The organism is Mesorhizobium sp. 1M-11 (genome assembly GCF_001303895.1).
Taxonomy (GTDB): Bacteria; Pseudomonadota; Alphaproteobacteria; order Rhizobiales; family Rhizobiaceae; genus Mesorhizobium.
Genome location: NZ_LJSD01000001.1, coordinates 187,929 through 206,139 on the forward strand (window position 1 = coordinate 187,929; position 18,211 = coordinate 206,139).

Below are 18,211 nucleotides of genomic sequence, written 5' to 3' on the forward strand. Positions count from 1 at the left end.
ACCAACTCAGGAGAAGTGCCACCGCGTGATGGCGGCAAGGTGGTTCAGCGTTCCTTCCGGGAGGTCATCGGCCGAGCGGATGATCACCGGCCCCTCTATCTCGGGTTCGATTTCCGAAGCGACAAAGGCGCGGATCCGCTCAGCCACGGTTTCGGCATCCTCTTCGAGATAATAGCGCTGAAACAGCATGGTCGAACCGTTGATCGAATGCAGATGGTAACTCTGTTCGCGCAGCGTATGGGTCAGGTCGAGCCCGGTTTCTTCCATCACCTCGCGATGCATGTTGCCGACCGTGTCGGCGCGTCCATCGACAAAATCCTCCGGCTCGAAGGAACCGGCGGCGAAATAGACCCGGCCGGCATTGGCCGTGTGTGGCCCCATGCGCACCGCAACCATCGCACCGTCGCGTGCCACCAGTGCCGCCTGTGCGAAACAATGCTCTATATCGGGACTGCCCTTGTTCTTGCGCCAATAGAGCATTGTCGCGAACCGCACCGCGTGACAGCGACCGATCAGTTCACCTTCGCCATTGAGTTTCAACTCTGAAGGCAGCATCAGGGTACCGTCATAGAGGCGCGGATTGGTGGCATGTTCCTGCCGCCAGTTTTCTTCGATGACTGCGACATTCTCGATTTCGAACGGGTGCGGCCGGGGATCCAGCCGCACGTCCACCGAAGCGACGGGCTGGATGATGCCCCGTGGAATCTCGAACCGAGCCATCCTCAGACGAGATCCAGGGTGACGGCCACCGGACAATGGTCGGAGGCCTTCGGCCTGTCCCAGCCGATGCGCGGGAAGCGCTCAACCTCCTGGTCAGGTGGAAACGGGGTGCGCCAGGGCTGGCCGTTGCGGATAATGTCGGGAATGGCGGCGTTGCGCACTGCCAGCCCTTTCGACAGCAGGATGTAGTCGAGCTGGCACAGATGCCGCTCCTGCGGACCGCGCGTGTGATAAAGCGTCCAGCGATCCATTTCGGGACGCCGCTCGACGATGTTCTCGGCAAAGCCATCCGCAAGAAAGACATTCAGGCAGGATTCCGCCTCCGCTACCGGCTGGAAATTGTACCCTGCATAGGCATCGCCGCTGATGAGAACACGGTGGCGGTAGTCGTTCATGTCGCCGCAGATGGCCCAGCGCTTGTCGGCGGCATGTTCGGCACCGAAGCGCTGTTCGATGATATGGCGCACCGCGCGCGCTTCCGCAATGCGCAGCGGCATGGTTGCGGCACGGCCGTCCAGCCCGTTGCGCGGCGGCCCCATCGACTTGAAATGCACGAGATAAAGCGTCAGCGGCACAGCGCCCACCCTGAGGTCAATCTCCAGGCAGTCGCGCCTGAAGATACGTTCATTGGCTTCGTAACCCAGTGCCGCGAGCTCCGGCGTGAACAGGCCGGCCTGCTCGAAGGTGACATAGGCGTGGCTGGTCATGCGCACGAAGTCGATCGGCTGGCCATGCGCGGTTTCGGTGCGCATCATCACGGCGACGTCGATGCCACGCGAATCGTTGCCGTCGGTGGTGTATTTCTGGCGGTAGCCTTCGCCCACCATCTTGAACAGATAGCCATATTCGAAGGCTTTCAGCGCTTCGATATTGTCCACTTCCTGCAGGCAGATGATGTCGGCTCGCGTTGCGGCGATCGCGAGCGCCGTGAGCTGGCGCGTGTCGTCGGAATGGGCAATCACCCGCGCCTGTTCGAGCTGCCGGTACTCGGCCTCACTGCGAATGTCGAAGAGCGCCAGCGTGCGGTCCTCGTTGAGCTGGTTGCGGTAGCCCGAAAAATCGAACCTGTTCATCAGGTTCTCGACATTGAAGGTGGCGAGGCGCAGCGACATGGCGCGAGCTTTGCCCGTAAGCCGTCGCAAAGACAAGGGCTGATCCTGTTCGATAACGACACGCGACAAGCAGTTTGGAATAGTTGATGAAACCTTTCCGTTCATCACTCGTTCATCGAGCGAAGCCCATTGTCGCGCCATCCTCGGAATCCTACGGCGCGGGGCCTGTGGTTCATTGGAGAGTGTTATGAAACGGCTCATCAACTTCCGTACCGGGCTCGTGACGCTCGGCCTGCTGGTCGGTCTCTCGGCACCGGCCTTGTCTGTTCCCATGCCCGCGCCAGCGGTGCCCGCAACCCCTGCGCAAACCGATGTACAAAAGGTTCGTGATAGCTGGGCCGGCGGTAACAATGGCGGCGGCGTCAGAATGAATGAGGAATGGCGTCGCGGTTGGCGCGGTGATCGCGGTTGGCGTCGCGATGGCGGCTGGCGCGGCGACCGCCATTGGCGCGGCGACCGTGGTTGGCGAGGCGACCGTGGTTGGCGCCGCGGCTGGCGCGACGACGGCTGGCGCTATCGCCGCCACCACCGCCGCGGCTGGGACAATTCCGGCGTCTATCTCGGCCTTGGCCTTCTCGGCTCCGGGCTGATGTATGACGACTACTACTATCGGCCGCGCCCGCGTATCTACCGCGCGCCGCGCGCATCCGGTCATGTCCAGTGGTGCTACTCGCGCTATCGCTCGTATCGGGCCTGGGACAACACCTTCCAGCCCAATTACGGACCACGTCGGCAGTGCGTTTCGCCCTACCGCTACTAGGCCAACTGAAACACAAGAGCCGGCGCGGCGGAGCCGCCGCGCCGGCTCTTGTAGTCTGACGGGGACTTATCCTTGAGCACGAAGGACAGCTGCAACGATATCGTGTGCCCATTGCTTGCGAAATCCGGCAGCGGCCACCGAGGTTTGCATCGGTAAACGGGCAGGCTCGACGCGAGGCGAATGCCATCCCGGACTATGTTTTGTACTCCTGACCGCGCTTCTTTGTCAGTCACTGATCAGTCAAGGACTGACGAACCGAAGCGACGTCACTGGCTGAGGCAGGCGGCGCCGCGTTGTCCCAGCTGTTGCGGACATAAGTCAGAACGGCGGCGATCTGTTCATCATCGAGCCGCCAGGCAAGCGATGGCATGGCCGGCGTCGTTTTCATCGTCTTGGTATGGACGCCTTGGCTGCCAGCCAGAACGAGGCGCGCCAGGGTTTCGATGCTTGGCTGCCGAACAATCGCGTTGTCGGCAAGGGCTGGGAAAAGCTGGCCGGCACCCTTGCCATCCATACCGTGACAGGCAGAGCACGTGTCGTGGTAGATCGCTGCACCGATCTTGAACTGCGGATCGTCGGCCGAAATCGACTTCTGTTCCGGGTCGTCCAGAGGCGGAACCGTCTGGAGATAGACGGCGATGGCCTTCAGGTCGGCCTCGTCCATCTTCGAGGTGGAGTGCTCTATAGCTTCCGACATTGGCCCGGATGCGATCGTACGGCCGTTACTGCCGGTCTTCAGGTATCGTACGATCTCGTCCTTGCTCCACCCGCCGATACCGTTCGCGACACTCCCCGTGATCGCGGGCGCATACCAGCCCTGCAACGATGCGCCTTGCAGCGCCTCGTCGGTCTTGTCGGCACCGAGAACGGTCTTGGGCGAGTGGCAAGTGCCACAATGGCCCGGCCCCTGGACAAGATAGGCGCCGCGATTCCACTCCTCGGACTGATCGGGATCTGCTTTAAAGGGCTCGGGCGAGAAATTGATGCCGTTCCAGCCTGCCATGAGAAGCCGGACGTTGAGGGGAAAGGGCAACTGGTTGGCCTCGACCGGATTATGAACCGGTTCGATGGTCCTCATGTAGGCCCACAGATCGGAGATGTCGCTGTCCGGCATCTTGGTGTAAGCGGGATAAGGCATGGCAGGGTAAAGGCGTTTCCCGCCGTGACCTACGCCCTTTTTCAGCGCATTTCGAAAATCCGCTTCCGACCAGTTGCCGATTCCGGTCTCGCGATCCGGCGTGATATTGGGGGGCACCAGGGCGCCGAACGGCGTTTGCAGCGGCTCGCCGCCGGCGAAGGGCTTTCCACCTTGCTTGCTGTGGCAGGCTGTACAGTCTCCGATGATCGCCTGATACTGGCCGCGAATGAGATGGTCGGCCAACTGTTCCGACGCTTGTGAGAAATCGCCGGCGAATGCGGCGCTTGCGAACAGCGTGAGCGTGAAGATACCGCGTCTCATGCCTGCACCAACGGCTTGCCGGGTGCCCGGAGATATTGCTGGCGGATTGCGTCGGCAGCCCAGAAGGCCAGCGCACCCACCGTGCCGGTGGGGTTCTTGCCGGCATTGTGGGCGAACGCCGAAGCTCCGATAACGAAGACGTTGGGCACATCCCAACTCTGCAGATATCTGTTGATCGCACTCGTCTTGGGGTCGCTGCCCATGACGGCGCCGCCCGTATTGTGCGTGCTCTGGTAAGGGACCGAGTTCCAGCCCTTTTTAGCACGGCCGACAACGTATTGCCGTCCCCCAAGGGCCTTGGCCAGTTCCTCCATCCTGTCCGATACATAGTTCGACATGCGGATGTCGTTGTCGGGGAAGTCGAAAGTCATGCGCATGAGCGGTCGACCGTATCGATCGGTATAGGTCGGATCGAGGTCGAGATAGTTGTTTCTGGCCGGATAACTGGACCCCTGCGTGGAGAAGGACAGCGTGCCCTTGTAGGCCTCCACCGTCGCCCTCTTCCATTCCGTGCCCCAATTCGGCGTTCCGGGCGGTGTGGGTCGATTTCCGATCGGGCGGCCATTGGTCGGAATGCAGTTCATGCCGGCGCCGCCGACGAAATCGACCGCGCCGTGGTCGAAGGCATCGCCGTTGAAGTCATCAAGCGACTGACCAAGCGCGCCGGCGGCGATGAAGGGGTTGAAGTTCTTATCGTCGAAGAACACCTTCGTGCCGGCATTGGTCTGATAGCAGTAGTTGCGCCCGACAGTGCCTTGCCCGGTCACCGGGTCGTAGATGCTGCCGATGCCCGACAACATCATCAGCCGGACGTTATGCAGTGCATAGGCGCAGATCAGCACAATTTCCGCCGGCTGGAAGAACTCTTCTCCCGACGTGTCGACATAGGTGACCCCGCGCGCCATCTTTCCCGAGCCGTCGAGATCCACCCTGAGCACTTCGCTGTTGGTGCGCACTTCGAAATTCGATTTCTTCATCAGAAGCGGCAGGATCGTCGTCTGCGCACTCGACTTCGAATAGTTGGCGCAGCCGAAACGCTCGCAGAAACCGCAGAAGGTGCACTGTCCCATGGCGATGCCGAGCGGATTCACATAATCCTTGGAAAGATTGGCCGAAGGCGTCGGAAAGGGATGCCAACCCAGCGACTTGGCCGTTTCGGCGAACAGCGTCGGCGCATAGGTCATCTGCATCGGCGGAAGCGGATAGTCGCGCTCGCGCGAATCCTCGAATGGATTGCCGCCTTCCTGGATCTGCCCTTTGATATTGCCTGCCTTGCCGGAGATGCCGCACAGATATTCGAAGCGATCGTAGGCGTTTTCGATCTCCGAACCGGTGATACCCCAGTCCTGCAGCTCGAGACCGGCGAATTTCTGTTCGCCATAGCGTTCGCTCAAATGGGTGCGTATGCGGAAATCGCTATCCCAGAATCGCCATGTATGGCCGTTCCAGTGGACACCGGCGCCGCCGACGCCGTTGCCGGGAAGAAACGAGCCGAAATCTCGCATCGGCAGCGCCTCTTCGGACGGATTGTTACGCATGGTAAAGGTTTCGACGACCGGCTGCAGGAAAAGATCACGCCGGACTGCGTAACGGAGCTCGTCCTGCGCATAGCCGATGTTGAAATCCGTTGCCGTATCGCGCCAGGGTCCACGCTCGATAGCGACCACGTCGAGCCCTTCGTCGGTCAGCTCATGCGCGAGAATCGATCCGGTCCAGCCAAGACCGATGATCACCACATCCTTCTTCGGGAGTATTTTGGTCATCGCGGCTCAACCCTTCTTTCCCATCCATTCTGGCGCGCCGGCGATCGAAACCGGAGCAAGCGGATAAGGCTCATTGTGTTTTGAGACGTGGTCGCGATAGTCGTAGCGCGCACCGGGAAAGCCAAGCATGCGCCACGAAACCATGTCGCGATTGCCGCCATAGATCGGATCGGCGAAGAAGCCTTCCATCGTATTGGCCAGAACGAGCGCGAAGAACGCCTTGGCATCCACGCCATCGGGAAATTCGACCTTTCCCGCTTCCATCTCTTTCAGCAGGGCGTCTTGGTCCTCGGGCGCAAGATCGGCGAAGCTCTTGCCATCCTTGTTCTGTTTCGCCCAGGCGTCGAGCGCGGCCAGACCTTGTCGGTAGCGCATGGCCGGTGTGGCCTGCCCCTGATAGCCCTGCGTCGACAGGCCGGGCTTGAACGGTCCTTTCATGTAAAGCCGGCTGGAAACGCCGTAGTCGCTGACGAGCTGCCGGTCGATGTAGACTGCGCAGCCCGCGTCCTTGCCGCCGACGCTCAGATCGTCGGCCGGAACGAGCCGGTCCACGATGGCTTCGATCGCCCGTGCCTCTTCCGGCTTGAAGAAATTCCAGCCGACCGATGTCACAGGCTGCGGCGGATCGGCACTGAAAGGTTCCCAAGGCAGCGTTCCCGACAGACTGCGGGCCGCTGCAGAAGAACCACTTGCTAAGATTGCGATCCCTACGCTCGAAAGAAGGGTGCGGCGCGAAATCCGCCCCGATAGGGAATCTGGCATCAGCTGTCCCTCGTCTGCCTTTCCGGCGCGAAAGGCCGGATGGGTGAGTCAGCCAGGATGAGTCCCGACGAGGGAAAGTTTAGGACGATCCGCCGAGGCGACAAGACGCTAACTGTCAGTTCAGTCCAGTAACTGTTGGACCAGTAGCAATGAATCGCGGCCGCACCGTCAATGAACGGACATCCTCCCTCTATGCCAGATCACCATTATGCCGGTGGCGGACTGGCTCGATCACCTGCAGAAAAAGCACGGCGATGATTGCCCGCAGGAACTGCGCGCTGGCTCTGCGAGCGGCGCCATTCAAGCGCTGAGCCGGCGCGGCCCCCCGCCGCGCCGGCTCTCGCACCGCCGCCGGAGCCCCCCGCGGGACCGGTCGTGTCGGTACGGAACTGTTGGCCGCGGCAAAGCAGCGAACCGCCACTTTGCCGCCCGCGTCCATTTCTGGGTCGCGGCCCACGCCACCAGACGACAAGCGATCTTCATGCCAGTTCGATCCGTGCCGTAATGGCACATGAAAAAGGCCGGCGAAGAGATTCGCCGGCCTGGACTTTTGCGACTGAACATTACCTGAGGATGTCGTCGGAAATAGCAGCGCACCCTCGCTCCTAGGCCGGTGCACCGGCCTAGGAGCTTGAGACAGAACTTAGTTCTTGGCCTTGTCGACCAGCTTGTTCTTCGAAATCCAGGGCATCATGCCGCGCAGCTTCTCGCCGACCTGTTCGATCGGGTGTTCGTCGTTGAGACGGCGGGTTGCCTTGAAGCGGGCGAGACCGGAGCGGTACTCCTGCATCCATTCCGAAGTGAACCTGCCGGTCTGGATGTCGGTGAGCACACGCTTCATCTCGGCCTTGGTTTCGGCGGTGATGATGCGCGGGCCGGAAACATACTCGCCCCACTCGGCGGTGTTCGAGATCGAGTAGTTCATGTTGGCGATACCGCCTTCATAGATCAGGTCGACGATCAGCTTCACTTCGTGCAGGCACTCGAAATAGGCCATTTCCGGCGCGTAGCCGGCTTCCACCAGCGTCTCGAAACCGGCGCGGATCAGTTCGACCAGGCCGCCGCACAGAACCACCTGCTCGCCGAACAGGTCGGTCTCGCATTCTTCGCGGAAATTGGTCTCGATGATGCCGGAACGGCCGCCGCCGACGCCACACGCATAGGAGAGCGCGAGATCGAGCGCGTTGCCCGACGGATCCTGGTGGACGGCAACCAGGCACGGCACGCCGCCGCCCTTCTGGTATTCGCCGCGCACTGTATGGCCGGGACCTTTCGGCGCGACCATCAGCACGTCCACCGTCGCCTTCGGCTCGATCAGGCCGAAATGCACATTCAGGCCGTGCGCGAAGGCAATCGCCGCGCCATCGCGGATGTTCGGCGCGATTTCGTTCTTATAGATGTCGGCCTGCAGTTCGTCAGGCGTCGCCATCATCATCAGGTCGGCCCATTTGGCGGCTTCCGCCACGGTAAGCACCTTGAGCCCGTCGGCCTCGACCTTCTTGGCGGTAGGCGAACCGGCCTTGAGGCCGATAGCGATTTCCTTGACGCCGGAATCCTTGAGGTTCAGCGCATGGGCCCGGCCCTGCGAACCGTAGCCGATGACGGCGACCTTCTTGCCCTTGATCAGGTTCAGATCGGCATCACGATCGTAGTAGACACGCATTTCTTTATTCCTTCCCGTTGAAGTCAGTGGCCTTGCGGCCGGGGTTTTGCCCGTAAAGAGCGAGAAACTGCTGGGTGGCGCGCGCAGCGTCGGCCTCGATGGTGGCTTCGGTCAGACCGGGCCAATCACCGAGCAAGAGACGGATCTGCACGTCGCGCGCGACCAGGCCGAAAAAAGTACGAAAGGCGGTCTCGGCATCCTCGAAGACAAGATGCCCTGCCCGCTTGCCGGCATCGAGCACGGGCTTCAGACGCTTGGCGAGCGCAAAGCGTCCGTTTTCGAGCACGATGGCACCGAGATTGTCCTTGCCCGAACCGGCATGGCTGATGGCAACCCTGTTCAGCGCGATCGACGTGTCGCTGGCGATGACCTTCAACCAATCACGCGCATAGCCCTCCAGGCTTTCCACCAGGGAAATCAGGTCAGGATTGCCCTGATCGACCGGAGTGATCCGCACCTTCGACGCCTGCCAGCGCACGGTGGCGGTGAGCAGTCCGTCACGATCGCCGAACCATTTGTAGAGCGTTTCCTTGGAACAGGATGCGCGTCGCGCCACCGTCGTCATGGAAAGATGGTCGCCCTCTTCCACGAGAAGCCGCAACACGGTGTCCAGCACGTCTTTCTGGCGATCGGTCAGCGCTTCGGGCTGCGCATTCTGCGCCTCCCCGCCGCTCTGACTGATATCTGTTTCCATTGTCGACCGCGAACCGTACCGTACGTTACGGTTCGGCTTTAACAACCGGAAACAGCGCCGTCAATCCCGCTTGAGTAAAATTGCCGAGCCAGTTGGAAAATGACACCCCATCACCTTCCGAAGACAGGATACCATGGGCTCGACAGCCGCAATACGGAACTCTAGCCTGACCGTCATGCAGCAAGAAACCGCTTGGCTCGACCTCGACTATCGTACCCTTTTTCGCCTGGATCAAAATCGGCGCATCGAACGGGAGAACGACCCGGACTGCTCGCCCGGCCCGCGTTTCTGGCTGGCAGGCTCCGCCGAGGGCAACATGTTCGGCATCGGGGCCCACGTTGCCGATCACGTTGCCGTGGAACTGGAAAGTCTGGCAGCCACGGAGCCGGTCTTGGCGCATCCAGCCATACCGATACATCTCGACCGCTATCTGGAAATGCTTGCACCGGCTGGGCATGATTTCGGCTTGATCTATGAGTTGCCACACGAACTATCCTTCCCTTCACGAGTGCGTATCGTCACCGGCGAAAGCGCGGAAGGACGCAACCTCCTGCAACCGCTCTCGGCGAATGGCATGCCGGCAAGTTTGACGGAGGTCGGATTCAACGGCACGGGGGATTTCTGGCCGCCCTGGTGTGTGGCCATCGTTGATGACGAGATCGCTTCGATCGCCTTTGCCGCCCGATTGTCGGATGTCGGGGCTGAGATCGGTGTGACGACGATGAAGGCCTTTCGTGGCCAAGGCTTGGGCGCGGCAGTAACCGCAGCATGGACACAGCTTCCATCCTTGCGGGCGCGAACTCTGTTCTACAGCACCGACTGCGCCAATCGCTCCTCGCAGCGCGTGGCTGCTCGGCTTGGACTACACCGGCGCGGGACGACTTTGCGGATTCACTAGACGCGGTGCCGGTTGCGGTTCGGAATAGAACCGCTACCTCACCCTTGCTTTTTCGGCGACGAAATCGAGGAAGGCACGCACACGCGCCGGTAACACACCACCCTGCCCGACATAGACCGCATGGATCGGCTCGACCTCCCCGGGACTGTAGTCTTCGAGCAGCGGCACCAACCGGCCGGCGGCAAGGTCTTCTTCCATCTGGAAGCGGGCAACGCGCGCAATGCCGGCTCCTGCGACAGCGAGGCGGCGCATGGTGTCGCCATCGCTGACGAGCGCATTGCCCAGCGGCGCGATGCGCACCACCCGTTTTTTTTCGTCAAGGAAAGGCCAGCCTTCGATCAGCCGGGAAAAGCCGAAACCAAGCAGATTGTGGCTGGCCAGATCGGCTGGCGTCCGCGGCGTACCCGCACGCTCCAGATAGGCAGGCGAGGCCACCACGATTGCCCGGCTCTCGCCCAGCTTGCGCGCAATCAGGCTGGAATTGGCGAGCGGGCCGATGCGGATCGCCACGTCGGCGTGTTCCTGCAACAGATCCACCACAACATCCGAAACGACAAGATCGAGCACGATCTCGGGATACCGTGCCAGGAATTCCGGCAAGATCGGGGTGAGCACCCATTGCGAGAACGCGACATTGCAGTTCACGCGCAAGCGTCCGCGCGGCACGGCACCTGCCGCCGCCTCGCGCTCAGCTCCGTCAACATCGGCAAGAATCCGCACACACCGATCATAGAAAATGCTGCCCTCGGGGGTCAGCGCCAGCTTGCGTGTCGAGCGATTGAACAGCCGTGCACCAAGACGCGCTTCCAGCCGTGCGATCAGCTTGCTGACGGCCGAGGGCGAAAGTCTCAGTGCTCTCGCCGCGGGTGAAAAACCGCACAGCTCCACCACGCGCACGAATACGTCCATCTCGCCAAGGCGGTTGGTATCAATGCGAGAGGGCGCCATTCGCTTGTGAAATCAATTCATGAATCTTTTGCCAGACGGCAATCTAGTTCAAGGCAGAGACCCTGTCCATTTTCCGGTTCGATTGTTCCGCCCAACCCGGAAAGCCTTGCCATGCCTCCAGCTCTTTATGCTCTCACCGCCGGCGCCTTCGGCATCGGCGTCACCGAATTCGTCATCATGGGTCTGCTGATCGATGTCGGCAAGGACCTCGGCGTCTCCATTTCCGCCGCCGGCCTGCTCATCTCCGGCTATGCTTTCGGCGTGGTCCTTGGAGCGCCATTGCTCGGCATCGCCACAGCGAAGCTGCCGAAGAAGCCGTTGCTGCTGGCCTTGATGGTGGTGTTCACACTCGGTAACGCGGCCTGTGCGTTGGCGCCGGACTACTGGACGCTGATGGCGGCTCGAGTCGTCACAGCGTTTGCGCACGCCACCTTCTTCGGCGTCGGCTCGGTGGTTGCCACCAGCCTCGTCGCCGCGGACAAGAAGGCGACGGCAATCGCCGTCATGTTCACCGGCCTCACGGCGGCCAACATCCTCGGCGTGCCTTTCGGCACCTGGCTTGGCCAGCACTATGGCTGGCGCTCCACCTTCTGGGCGGTCACGCTCATCGGATTTGTCGCGCTAGCTGTCATCCAGTTCCTGGTGCCAAGGCGCTTGCCGGCGGATGCCGCGACGACCAGTGAAGACGGCGGCAGTCTCTCCGTTCTGGTGCGGCCCGCCGTACTTGTCGGACTTGCCGTTACCGTCCTGTCCTGGATCGGCATCTTCGGCGCCTTCACCTATATCGCTCCCTTGCTGACCGAGGTCGCCGGCTTCCCGGAAACGGCCGTTTCCCCCATCCTGCTGGTTTTCGGCGGCGGCCTGCTCATCGGTAACCTGCTCGGCGGGAAGCTCGCCGACAAACGGCTGACGGCAACTGTCATCGGCACACTGGCGGTTTTGGCACTGACGTTGGTGGCAATGGCAGCAGCCATCCATCAGCAGATTGCCGCGGTCTTCTTTGTCGGCCTTCTCGGCGCGGTCGGTTTCGCCACGGTGGCGCCGCTGCAGCTCTGGGTGCTCGGCAAGGCCGGCGATGGTGGCCAGAGCCTGGTCTCGTCCTTCAACATCGCTGCCTTCAACCTCGGCAACGCGCTGGGCGCCTGGTTGCTGGGACTGGTCATCGACCACGGTCCGGGCCTGGCTGCCGTGCCGCTGTTCGCCGCTCTGTCGCCGGTGCTCGCGCTGGCTATCGCGACCGTCGCCATTCGCCGTGAACAGAGGCAGGCGCTGGTACCGGTGGAAGCCGCCGCAGCGCGCTGCTAAACGGTTTCGACAGCCGCAACAGTCGGGCTGGTGCCGATCTCGCTCCAGTTTCGTTCGGCAAGGCCGATCGGCCGGAATGGATCGATCATCGTTCCGGCCACCATCGAGGCCAGCAATTGCGGCGCCGGTGGTACCCGCGCCGCGGTCGCGACCAGACGGTCACGGATGAATGGCAAAAGCACCGAATCCGACTGGTAGAAGGGCGTGAACATCAAGGATAGCGCCTGGAAGGTGCGCACATGCCATCTCCGCGCTCCAGCATAGGCGCCGAGTGCATCCTCGAGATCCCCCTTCGTTTTGAGGGCATAGCTCAACGCCGCAGCATCCAGCAACGCCATATTAGCGCCCTGCCCGAGCTGCGGGCTCGTCGAATGCGCGGCATCGCCGATGACGGCAAGCCGCCGGCCGGCTGGAACTTTCAGCGTATGATGGCCATAGCGGGCGAGCGTGAGCTGGTCGAAGCTGTCGATCTGCGCCAGATAGGAAGCGCAAGCCGGCCACAGCGAGAGCACCCGTTCCTTCCACGCTTCCAATCCCTTCGCCCGCACCACCTCGGCGTCGGCCGGCCTGAGGCTCCAGAAGAAGGCTGCCATCTTGTCGCCGCCCGGTTCCGAGCGGCCGATCGGCAGCACCCCGATCATCACCGAGGCGCGGTCGTAGCGCTGGGTGAGCGCATGTTCGTCAAACCCCTCGCCACGCCAGACCAGCGACGTCCAGAAAGCACCGTAGGCGAGTGGCCGCGGTTCGGCCGGTTGGGCGACATGCCGTCGCAACTTCGAGCGCGAACCGGAGGCATCGACCACGAGATTGAACGGTCCGAGATTGCGGCCGTCATTGCAGAGCAACCGAACCCGCTCACCCGTCTCCAACGCATCCAGTTCAATACCGGTCTCAATGGAGATACCGACCTCGCGCACCGCGCGATAGAGCACGCCGAACAGGGCCGCCCGATGCACGGCAAGGCCGAAGCGTCCGCCCGGCCGCGCATTGTAGCGAACGTCGAGCACCGTGCGGCCGCTCGCGGCATCGGCGCCGTGCAGGCGCTCGATGCGGCTGCCGAGCGCAAGGATTGCATCAAGCAGGCCGAGATCGGCAAGCACCGTCAGCCCCGTCGGCTGCAGGATCAGGCCGGAGCCGACAGGCGACGGCTCATGGAAGCGCTCGAAGATGGTGACGCGGTGACCGGCACGGTGAAGATAGAGTGCCGCGGCGAGCCCTGCCGGACCGGCACCGGCGACCGCGATGTCGAGAGGGGCAACCACTACAGCGTCTTGGCGAACCAGTCGGCGGTCTTGGCGATGACCGGCTCGACGCCGCTGCTGAAATAGCTGAGCGCATGGTAGATGTGGTTTTCGCCCGGCAGCACCACCGCCTCCTTGGGGTTTGCTGCCGAAGATGCCACGAACGGCTCGACATAGGCTCCGGAAAAATCGTCACTGCCGGCAATGGCGAGATAAGCGCCGCGATAGCGGGCGATAGCCGCCGTGAGCGGGAACCGGTCGAGACTGTTGAAGAACCCCTTCTTGAGCACAAGCTGATGGTCGCCGAAGTCGATGACGGCGACACCCTTGCTCGCGGCCTTGTCGAAGGCCTTTTGGCCAACGTCGCCAACCATGTCCTTGTGGAAATCGCCAACCGAAGACCAGGTGACCAACGATTTGACCGTGCCCGGCTCCCGGTCCGCCGTCAGGATGGCAATGCCACCGCCCAGGCTGAAACCGAGCACGCCGAGCCGTGCCGGATCGACGTGTTCATTGCCCCTCAGGAAAGAGAGACTGCTGAGTGCATCCTCCAGCTGGCTGTCGACGGTCAGGTCCTCGGCGTTGCCGGTGCTTTCACCGAAGCCGCGGAAATCGATGCGCAGTGAGCCGATGCCCTTGGCGGCAAGTGCCTCGGCCTCGCGCTTGTATATGGAAGCCACTTCGTCGCGGCTGCCGGCAAAGCCGTGCAACATCAGAACCGCGGGTACCTTTTCGGCGCCATCCGGCAGGTTGAGCGTACCGGCGATGCCGTTCTCCAGCGTCACCACGGTTTCACTGGCCGTTGCGCTCATCGGCCAAGCAGCGATCAACGTGGCGCCTACCAGCCCCGCGTAACGTTTGAGCAAGGCGTGCATGGTGCCCCCCGTGGACTGTGGCCGAGAGTTGTCGCTCCAGCTTGCGCTGTCAACGCGGTGATCGGCCGCCCGCGGTGAATTCTGAGTGAAGGACCAGGTCAAAGCCTGCGCAGACACCTCGAACTTAGCTGGAAGCAGCAACCTCTGCTGCTGCCAGCCCTCTCCGCAAGGCTAGATCGTCACCTGCGTACCGACTTCCACGACGCGGCCGGTCGGAATCTGGAAATACTCGGTGGCGTCGGCGGCGGTCCGCGCAAGACCTATGAACAACCGGTCCTGCCACAACGGCATGCCCGAGTTGGGCGAAGCCTTCAGCGAACGGCGCGACAGGAAGAACGACGTCGTCATGATGTCGAACTTCCAGCCCTGCTTGCGGCAGATGGCCAGTGCCTTCGGAATGTTCGGCTGCTCCATATAGCCGAAGGTCAGCGACACCCGCATGAACAGCTCGTTGATCGTCTCCATCTTGACGCGTTCGCTGTCGGGCACGATCGGTTGTGGCGCCGTCACCACCGAAAGGATGACATTCTGCTCGTGCAGCACCTTGTAGTGCTTGAGACTGTGCATGAGTGCGGTCGGCGCGCTCAGCGGATCGCTGGTCAGGAACACGGCTGTGCCGGCGACCACTTGCGGCTTCTTCTTGAGCAGATTGCCGGCGAGGAAATCGAGCGGGATTTCGTTGCGACGGGTCTTTTCGAACAGATAGCGGCTGCCGCGCACCCAGGTCCACATCACCAGCACCACCGAGAAGGCGACCGCCAGCGAGGCCCAGCCACCCTCGAACACCTTGACGATGTTGGAGACGAAGAAACCGATATCGATGAAGGCGAACAATGCCGTCAGCGCGACGGCAAGGCCAAGATGCCATTTCCAGATCCGGGTCATGATCACGAACAGGAGCACGGTTGTGACCAGCATGTTGCCGGTGACCGAGATGCCGTAGGCGGAAGCCAGTGAACTCGACTGCTGGAAGCCGACAACCAGCAGCATGACCACGATCGCCAGGATGAAGTTGACGCGCGGCATGTAGATCTGGCCGGACTGCCTCTCGGAGGTGTGCTGGATCTCAAGGCGCGGCAGCATGTTGAGCTGCACAGCCTGGCGCGTCAGCGAATAGGCGCCCGAAATGACCGCCTGGCTCGCAATGACGGTGGCGGCAGTGGCGAGCACCACCATCGGGATCAGCGCCCAGCCCTCGTTCATTTCAAAGAAGGGATGGCCGATCTCGCCGCCCCTCGCCAGCACATAGGCGGCCTGGCCGGCATAATTGAGCAGCAGGCAGGGAAAGACCACCCAGAGCCAGGCGAGCACGATGGGCTTGCGGCCGAAATGACCAAGATCGGCATAAAGCGCTTCCGCGCCCGTCACCGCTAGGAATATCGCACCCACGGTGACGAAGGCGACGCCCGGCGAATTGAGGAGGAAATGCACGATGTAATAGGGATTGATGGCAAGCATCACTTCCGGGTCGTCGACGATGTGAACGATGCCGGAAACACCGATGGCAACGAACCACAGCGCGGTGATCGGCCCGAAGATCAAGGCTACGCTGCCGGTGCCGAACCGCTGCACGGAAAACAGGATTGCCAGGATCACCAGCGTCAGCGGCACCACATAAGGGTCGAAGGTCGGGGTGACGACCTTCATGCCTTCCACGGCCGACAGCACCGAGATCGCTGGCGTGATGACGGCATCGCCGTAGAACAGCGAGGCACCGACCATGCCGATGCCGAGCACGATCGCCGAGCGTTTCTGGAAGGTGGCGCGCGCCAGCGCCATCAGCGACAGGGTGCCGCCCTCGCCACGGTTGTCGGCGCGCAGCACGAACATGATGTATTTGATGGTGACGATGATCGTCAGCGCCCAGATCACCAACGACAGGACACCGAGAACATCCTCGCGTTTGGAAAGTTCGCTGCCGGAGGCCGCGACCAACGCTTCGCGGAAGGCATAAATCGGGCTGGTACCGATGTCGCCATAGACGACACCCAGCGCACCCAGCATCAGCACCTTGGTGCTGTGCTGCTCAACCCCTGAATGCTCGGGCAGTTCGGTTCCTTCAGCCTCAGCGCCATGGTTGGCAGCGGCCATCGGTGACACTCCGTTTCAAGCGCGCGGTGCTCTACGCTTGCCGCAATGCAATATCAAGTGCCCCGGCGTCATGACGCTGATATTCGCGGGTTCGAAAAAACCTCTACCACCCGCACGCCTTAAGAAACCGCCCGATCGTACCTGCCATGCCATACTCCAGCGCATCGGCTGTCAAGCCATGTCCGATAGAGACTTCCGCCAACCCTGGAATGCGCCTCAGCAATGGCGGCAGATTCGCGACGACAAGGTCGTGACCGGCATTGACCTGAAGGCCTGCAGATATTGCAGCGTCTGCCGTTTTTCCAAGCCTTTCCAATTCCTTGGCGGCTTTTCCCGAATCAGAATGATAACCACCATAGGGGCCGGTATAGAGCTCGATGCGATCAGCACCGATATCACGCGCAACCATCACGCCAGCGGGATCGGGATCAGAAAACAACGAAACACGGAAGCCGCCTTTCTTCAGGCGCCTGACGATCGGTTCGAGAAAGTCGGCCTGCCCGACGAAGTTCCAACCATGGTCCGAGGTCGCCTGTGCAGGATCGTCCGGCACCAAAGTCACCTGTTCGGGCTGGTTCTTTTCCACAAGCTCGAGGAATTCCTCCGTGGGATATCCCTCGATGTTGAATTCGGCGCGGGGAAACTCGTCGTCGATCAGCGCGCGAAGCTCCGGCAAATCGGAATGGCGGGTATGGCGCTCGTCCGGACGCGGATGCACGGTCAATCCGTGTGCGCCGGCAGCAAGCGCGATGCGGCCCAGACCAGTCACACTCGGCCAAGGCAGATCGCGGCGGTTGCGCAGCAGCGCGATGGCGTTGAGATTCACGGAAAGCTTGGCTGGCATGGTCGGCCTTGGGCTGTTGCGGGCGGCAGAAGCTATAGCCCAGCGACGTCGAAACAAACATCCTTTTTGGCTGTTCCAGCCGGCGGCTTCGATTGCGTGTCGTGACCGGATAGGCAAGATGGGCAACATCCGAAGGACACCCATGCCGATGCTGCGCATTCTCGATTTGCTTTCCGATCCCGGCAATGCAGCCCGCCGCAACGAGGATACCGCCGGCGGCAACACATCTTGCGCCTTCGTCATCGACGGCGCTACCGGACTGGGTGGCAAGCCGCTGCTCGACGCCACATCGGATGCGGCATGGCTCGCAACCTTCGCAACACAGGTTTTTGAAGCAGAAGTCGGCTTGGCCAACCCGATTGCCGATGTTGTTCGCAATTTGAACGCCCGCGTCCGGCAACGAATCGTCGAAGCGTCCGCCGGCGAGACAATCGAAGCCTGGGCGCTACCGACCGCGAGCTTCCAACTGGTGCGCATGGAGAACCAGGAACTGGCCGTCTATGGCCTTGGCGACTGCAGGCTGTTCCTGTCCGGCGCGGATGGCACGGCTATCGAAACCAACGAAGACTACAGCAAAGCCGAAAGCGAAGGCGCACGCCGCGCCGTGGCGCAGGCCGGCGGCTTGACCGCCTGGCGCTCGCTTGCCGAGGAACCGGTGGTGCGCGAAGCCCTGCGTCGATCGCGAGCACGCCATAACCAGCCAGGCGGCTCGGTGTGGACGCTGGGTAGTGCGCCCGAAGCGGCTGCTCATCTTTCCATCCGCAAGTTCAGCCCTGCCCTGCCGGCGCGCGGGCTTTTGTGCACCGACGGCTTTTCAGCCCTGGCCGACAAATACGCCCGCTACGACAGCGCCAGATTGATCCAGGCTGCATCAGAACGTGGTCTGGCCACGTTGATGAGCGAATTGCGTCGGATCGAACGCGAAGAGGATCCCGACGGACAGCAATATCCACGCTTCAAGGTAAGCGACGATGCAACTGCGCTGTTGTTCGAGATAACGGATTAGAACGATCCGCCTGCTACATACGGTCTACAGGCGGATATCGACGCCCAATCCGAATTGGCCGTCAACCGGC

Annotated in this window: 16 protein-coding genes; 4 read left to right on the forward strand and 12 right to left on the reverse strand. The window is 61.9% G+C overall.

Features of this window, described 5'->3' with window-relative positions; translation table 11 throughout:
• Positions 1-6 precede the first annotated feature (6 nt).
• Both AO692_RS00880 and AO692_RS00885 read right to left on the reverse strand, forming a co-directional pair.
• Complete coding sequence (locus AO692_RS00880) at positions 7-720, reverse strand: hypothetical protein (protein ID WP_054308137.1); 714 nt, start codon at positions 718-720, stop codon at positions 7-9.
• A gap of 2 nt (positions 721-722) precedes the next feature.
• On the reverse strand, positions 723-1,832 hold the full coding sequence (locus AO692_RS00885; protein ID WP_054308138.1) for an endonuclease/exonuclease/phosphatase family protein: 1,110 nt from the start codon (positions 1,830-1,832) through the stop codon (positions 723-725).
• A gap of 187 nt (positions 1,833-2,019) precedes the next feature.
• Between AO692_RS00885 and AO692_RS00890 the strand changes: the two genes are divergently transcribed.
• Positions 2,020-2,592, forward strand: coding sequence for a BA14K family protein (locus AO692_RS00890; protein WP_054308139.1), 573 nt, complete (start codon positions 2,020-2,022; stop codon positions 2,590-2,592).
• 229 nt (positions 2,593-2,821) lie between these two features.
• Here the strand turns inward: AO692_RS00890 and AO692_RS00895 are convergent, their stop codons facing one another.
• From AO692_RS00895 to AO692_RS00915, 5 genes are all read right to left on the reverse strand, one after another.
• Positions 2,822-4,051 (reverse strand): cytochrome c, encoded by a 1,230-nt coding sequence (locus tag AO692_RS00895; protein ID WP_054308140.1) that lies wholly within the window; start codon positions 4,049-4,051, stop codon positions 2,822-2,824.
• Positions 4,048-5,814, reverse strand: a complete 1,767-nt coding sequence (locus AO692_RS00900; RefSeq protein WP_054308141.1) for a GMC family oxidoreductase — start codon at positions 5,812-5,814, stop codon at positions 4,048-4,050. The genes AO692_RS00895 and AO692_RS00900 overlap by 4 nt, the downstream gene beginning before the upstream one ends.
• Positions 5,815-5,820: 6 nt before the next feature.
• Positions 5,821-6,426 (reverse strand): gluconate 2-dehydrogenase subunit 3 family protein, encoded by a 606-nt coding sequence (locus AO692_RS00905; RefSeq protein WP_244483217.1) that lies wholly within the window; start codon positions 6,424-6,426, stop codon positions 5,821-5,823.
• A 793-nt stretch (positions 6,427-7,219) separates the two neighbouring features.
• Positions 7,220-8,239, reverse strand: coding sequence for a ketol-acid reductoisomerase (gene ilvC / locus AO692_RS00910; RefSeq protein ID WP_054308143.1), 1,020 nt, complete (start codon positions 8,237-8,239; stop codon positions 7,220-7,222).
• Between the two features lie 4 nt (positions 8,240-8,243).
• Positions 8,244-8,933, reverse strand: coding sequence for a TetR/AcrR family transcriptional regulator C-terminal domain-containing protein (locus tag AO692_RS00915; protein ID WP_054308144.1), 690 nt, complete (start codon positions 8,931-8,933; stop codon positions 8,244-8,246).
• A 175-nt stretch (positions 8,934-9,108) separates the two neighbouring features.
• Here AO692_RS00915 and AO692_RS00920 point away from each other — a divergent pair, with 175 nt between their 5' ends.
• Positions 9,109-9,831 carry a GNAT family N-acetyltransferase gene (locus AO692_RS00920; RefSeq protein ID WP_054308145.1) on the forward strand — a complete coding sequence of 241 codons (723 nt, stop codon included), beginning with the start codon at positions 9,109-9,111 and terminating at the stop codon, positions 9,829-9,831.
• Between the two features lie 33 nt (positions 9,832-9,864).
• On the opposite strand, the gene AO692_RS00925 is transcribed toward AO692_RS00920, so the two are convergent.
• Entirely contained in the window at positions 9,865-10,779 is a 915-nt protein-coding gene (locus AO692_RS00925; RefSeq protein WP_054308146.1) for a LysR family transcriptional regulator, read from the reverse strand.
• A gap of 111 nt (positions 10,780-10,890) precedes the next feature.
• On the opposite strand from AO692_RS00925, the gene AO692_RS00930 reads away from it, so the two are divergent.
• Positions 10,891-12,084: an MFS transporter gene (locus AO692_RS00930; protein WP_054308147.1), complete on the forward strand. Its 1,194-nt coding sequence runs from the start codon at positions 10,891-10,893 to the stop codon at positions 12,082-12,084.
• Here the strand turns inward: AO692_RS00930 and AO692_RS00935 are convergent.
• The 4 genes from AO692_RS00935 to AO692_RS00950 form a co-directional block, all read right to left on the reverse strand.
• The gene (locus tag AO692_RS00935; protein ID WP_054308148.1) at positions 12,081-13,346 is read right to left on the reverse strand and encodes an NAD(P)/FAD-dependent oxidoreductase; all 1,266 of its coding nucleotides are present in this window, start codon (positions 13,344-13,346) and stop codon (positions 12,081-12,083) included. The two genes, AO692_RS00930 and AO692_RS00935, sit on opposite strands and share 4 nt — an antisense overlap.
• Positions 13,346-14,200: an alpha/beta hydrolase gene (locus AO692_RS00940; protein ID WP_054308149.1), complete on the reverse strand. Its 855-nt coding sequence runs from the start codon at positions 14,198-14,200 to the stop codon at positions 13,346-13,348. Before AO692_RS00940 ends, AO692_RS00935 begins: the two co-directional genes overlap by 1 nt.
• 171 nt (positions 14,201-14,371) lie before the next feature.
• On the reverse strand, positions 14,372-16,291 hold the full coding sequence (locus AO692_RS00945) for a potassium transporter Kup (protein ID WP_054308150.1): 1,920 nt from the start codon (positions 16,289-16,291) through the stop codon (positions 14,372-14,374).
• 103 nt (positions 16,292-16,394) lie between these two features.
• Positions 16,395-17,135, reverse strand: coding sequence for a pyridoxine 5'-phosphate synthase (locus AO692_RS00950; RefSeq protein ID WP_054308151.1), 741 nt, complete (start codon positions 17,133-17,135; stop codon positions 16,395-16,397).
• A 118-nt stretch (positions 17,136-17,253) separates the two neighbouring features.
• On the opposite strand from AO692_RS00950, the gene AO692_RS00955 reads away from it, so the two are divergent.
• Positions 17,254-18,141 (forward strand): hypothetical protein, encoded by an 888-nt coding sequence (locus tag AO692_RS00955; protein ID WP_244483218.1) that lies wholly within the window; start codon positions 17,254-17,256, stop codon positions 18,139-18,141.
• Positions 18,142-18,211 lie beyond the last annotated feature (70 nt).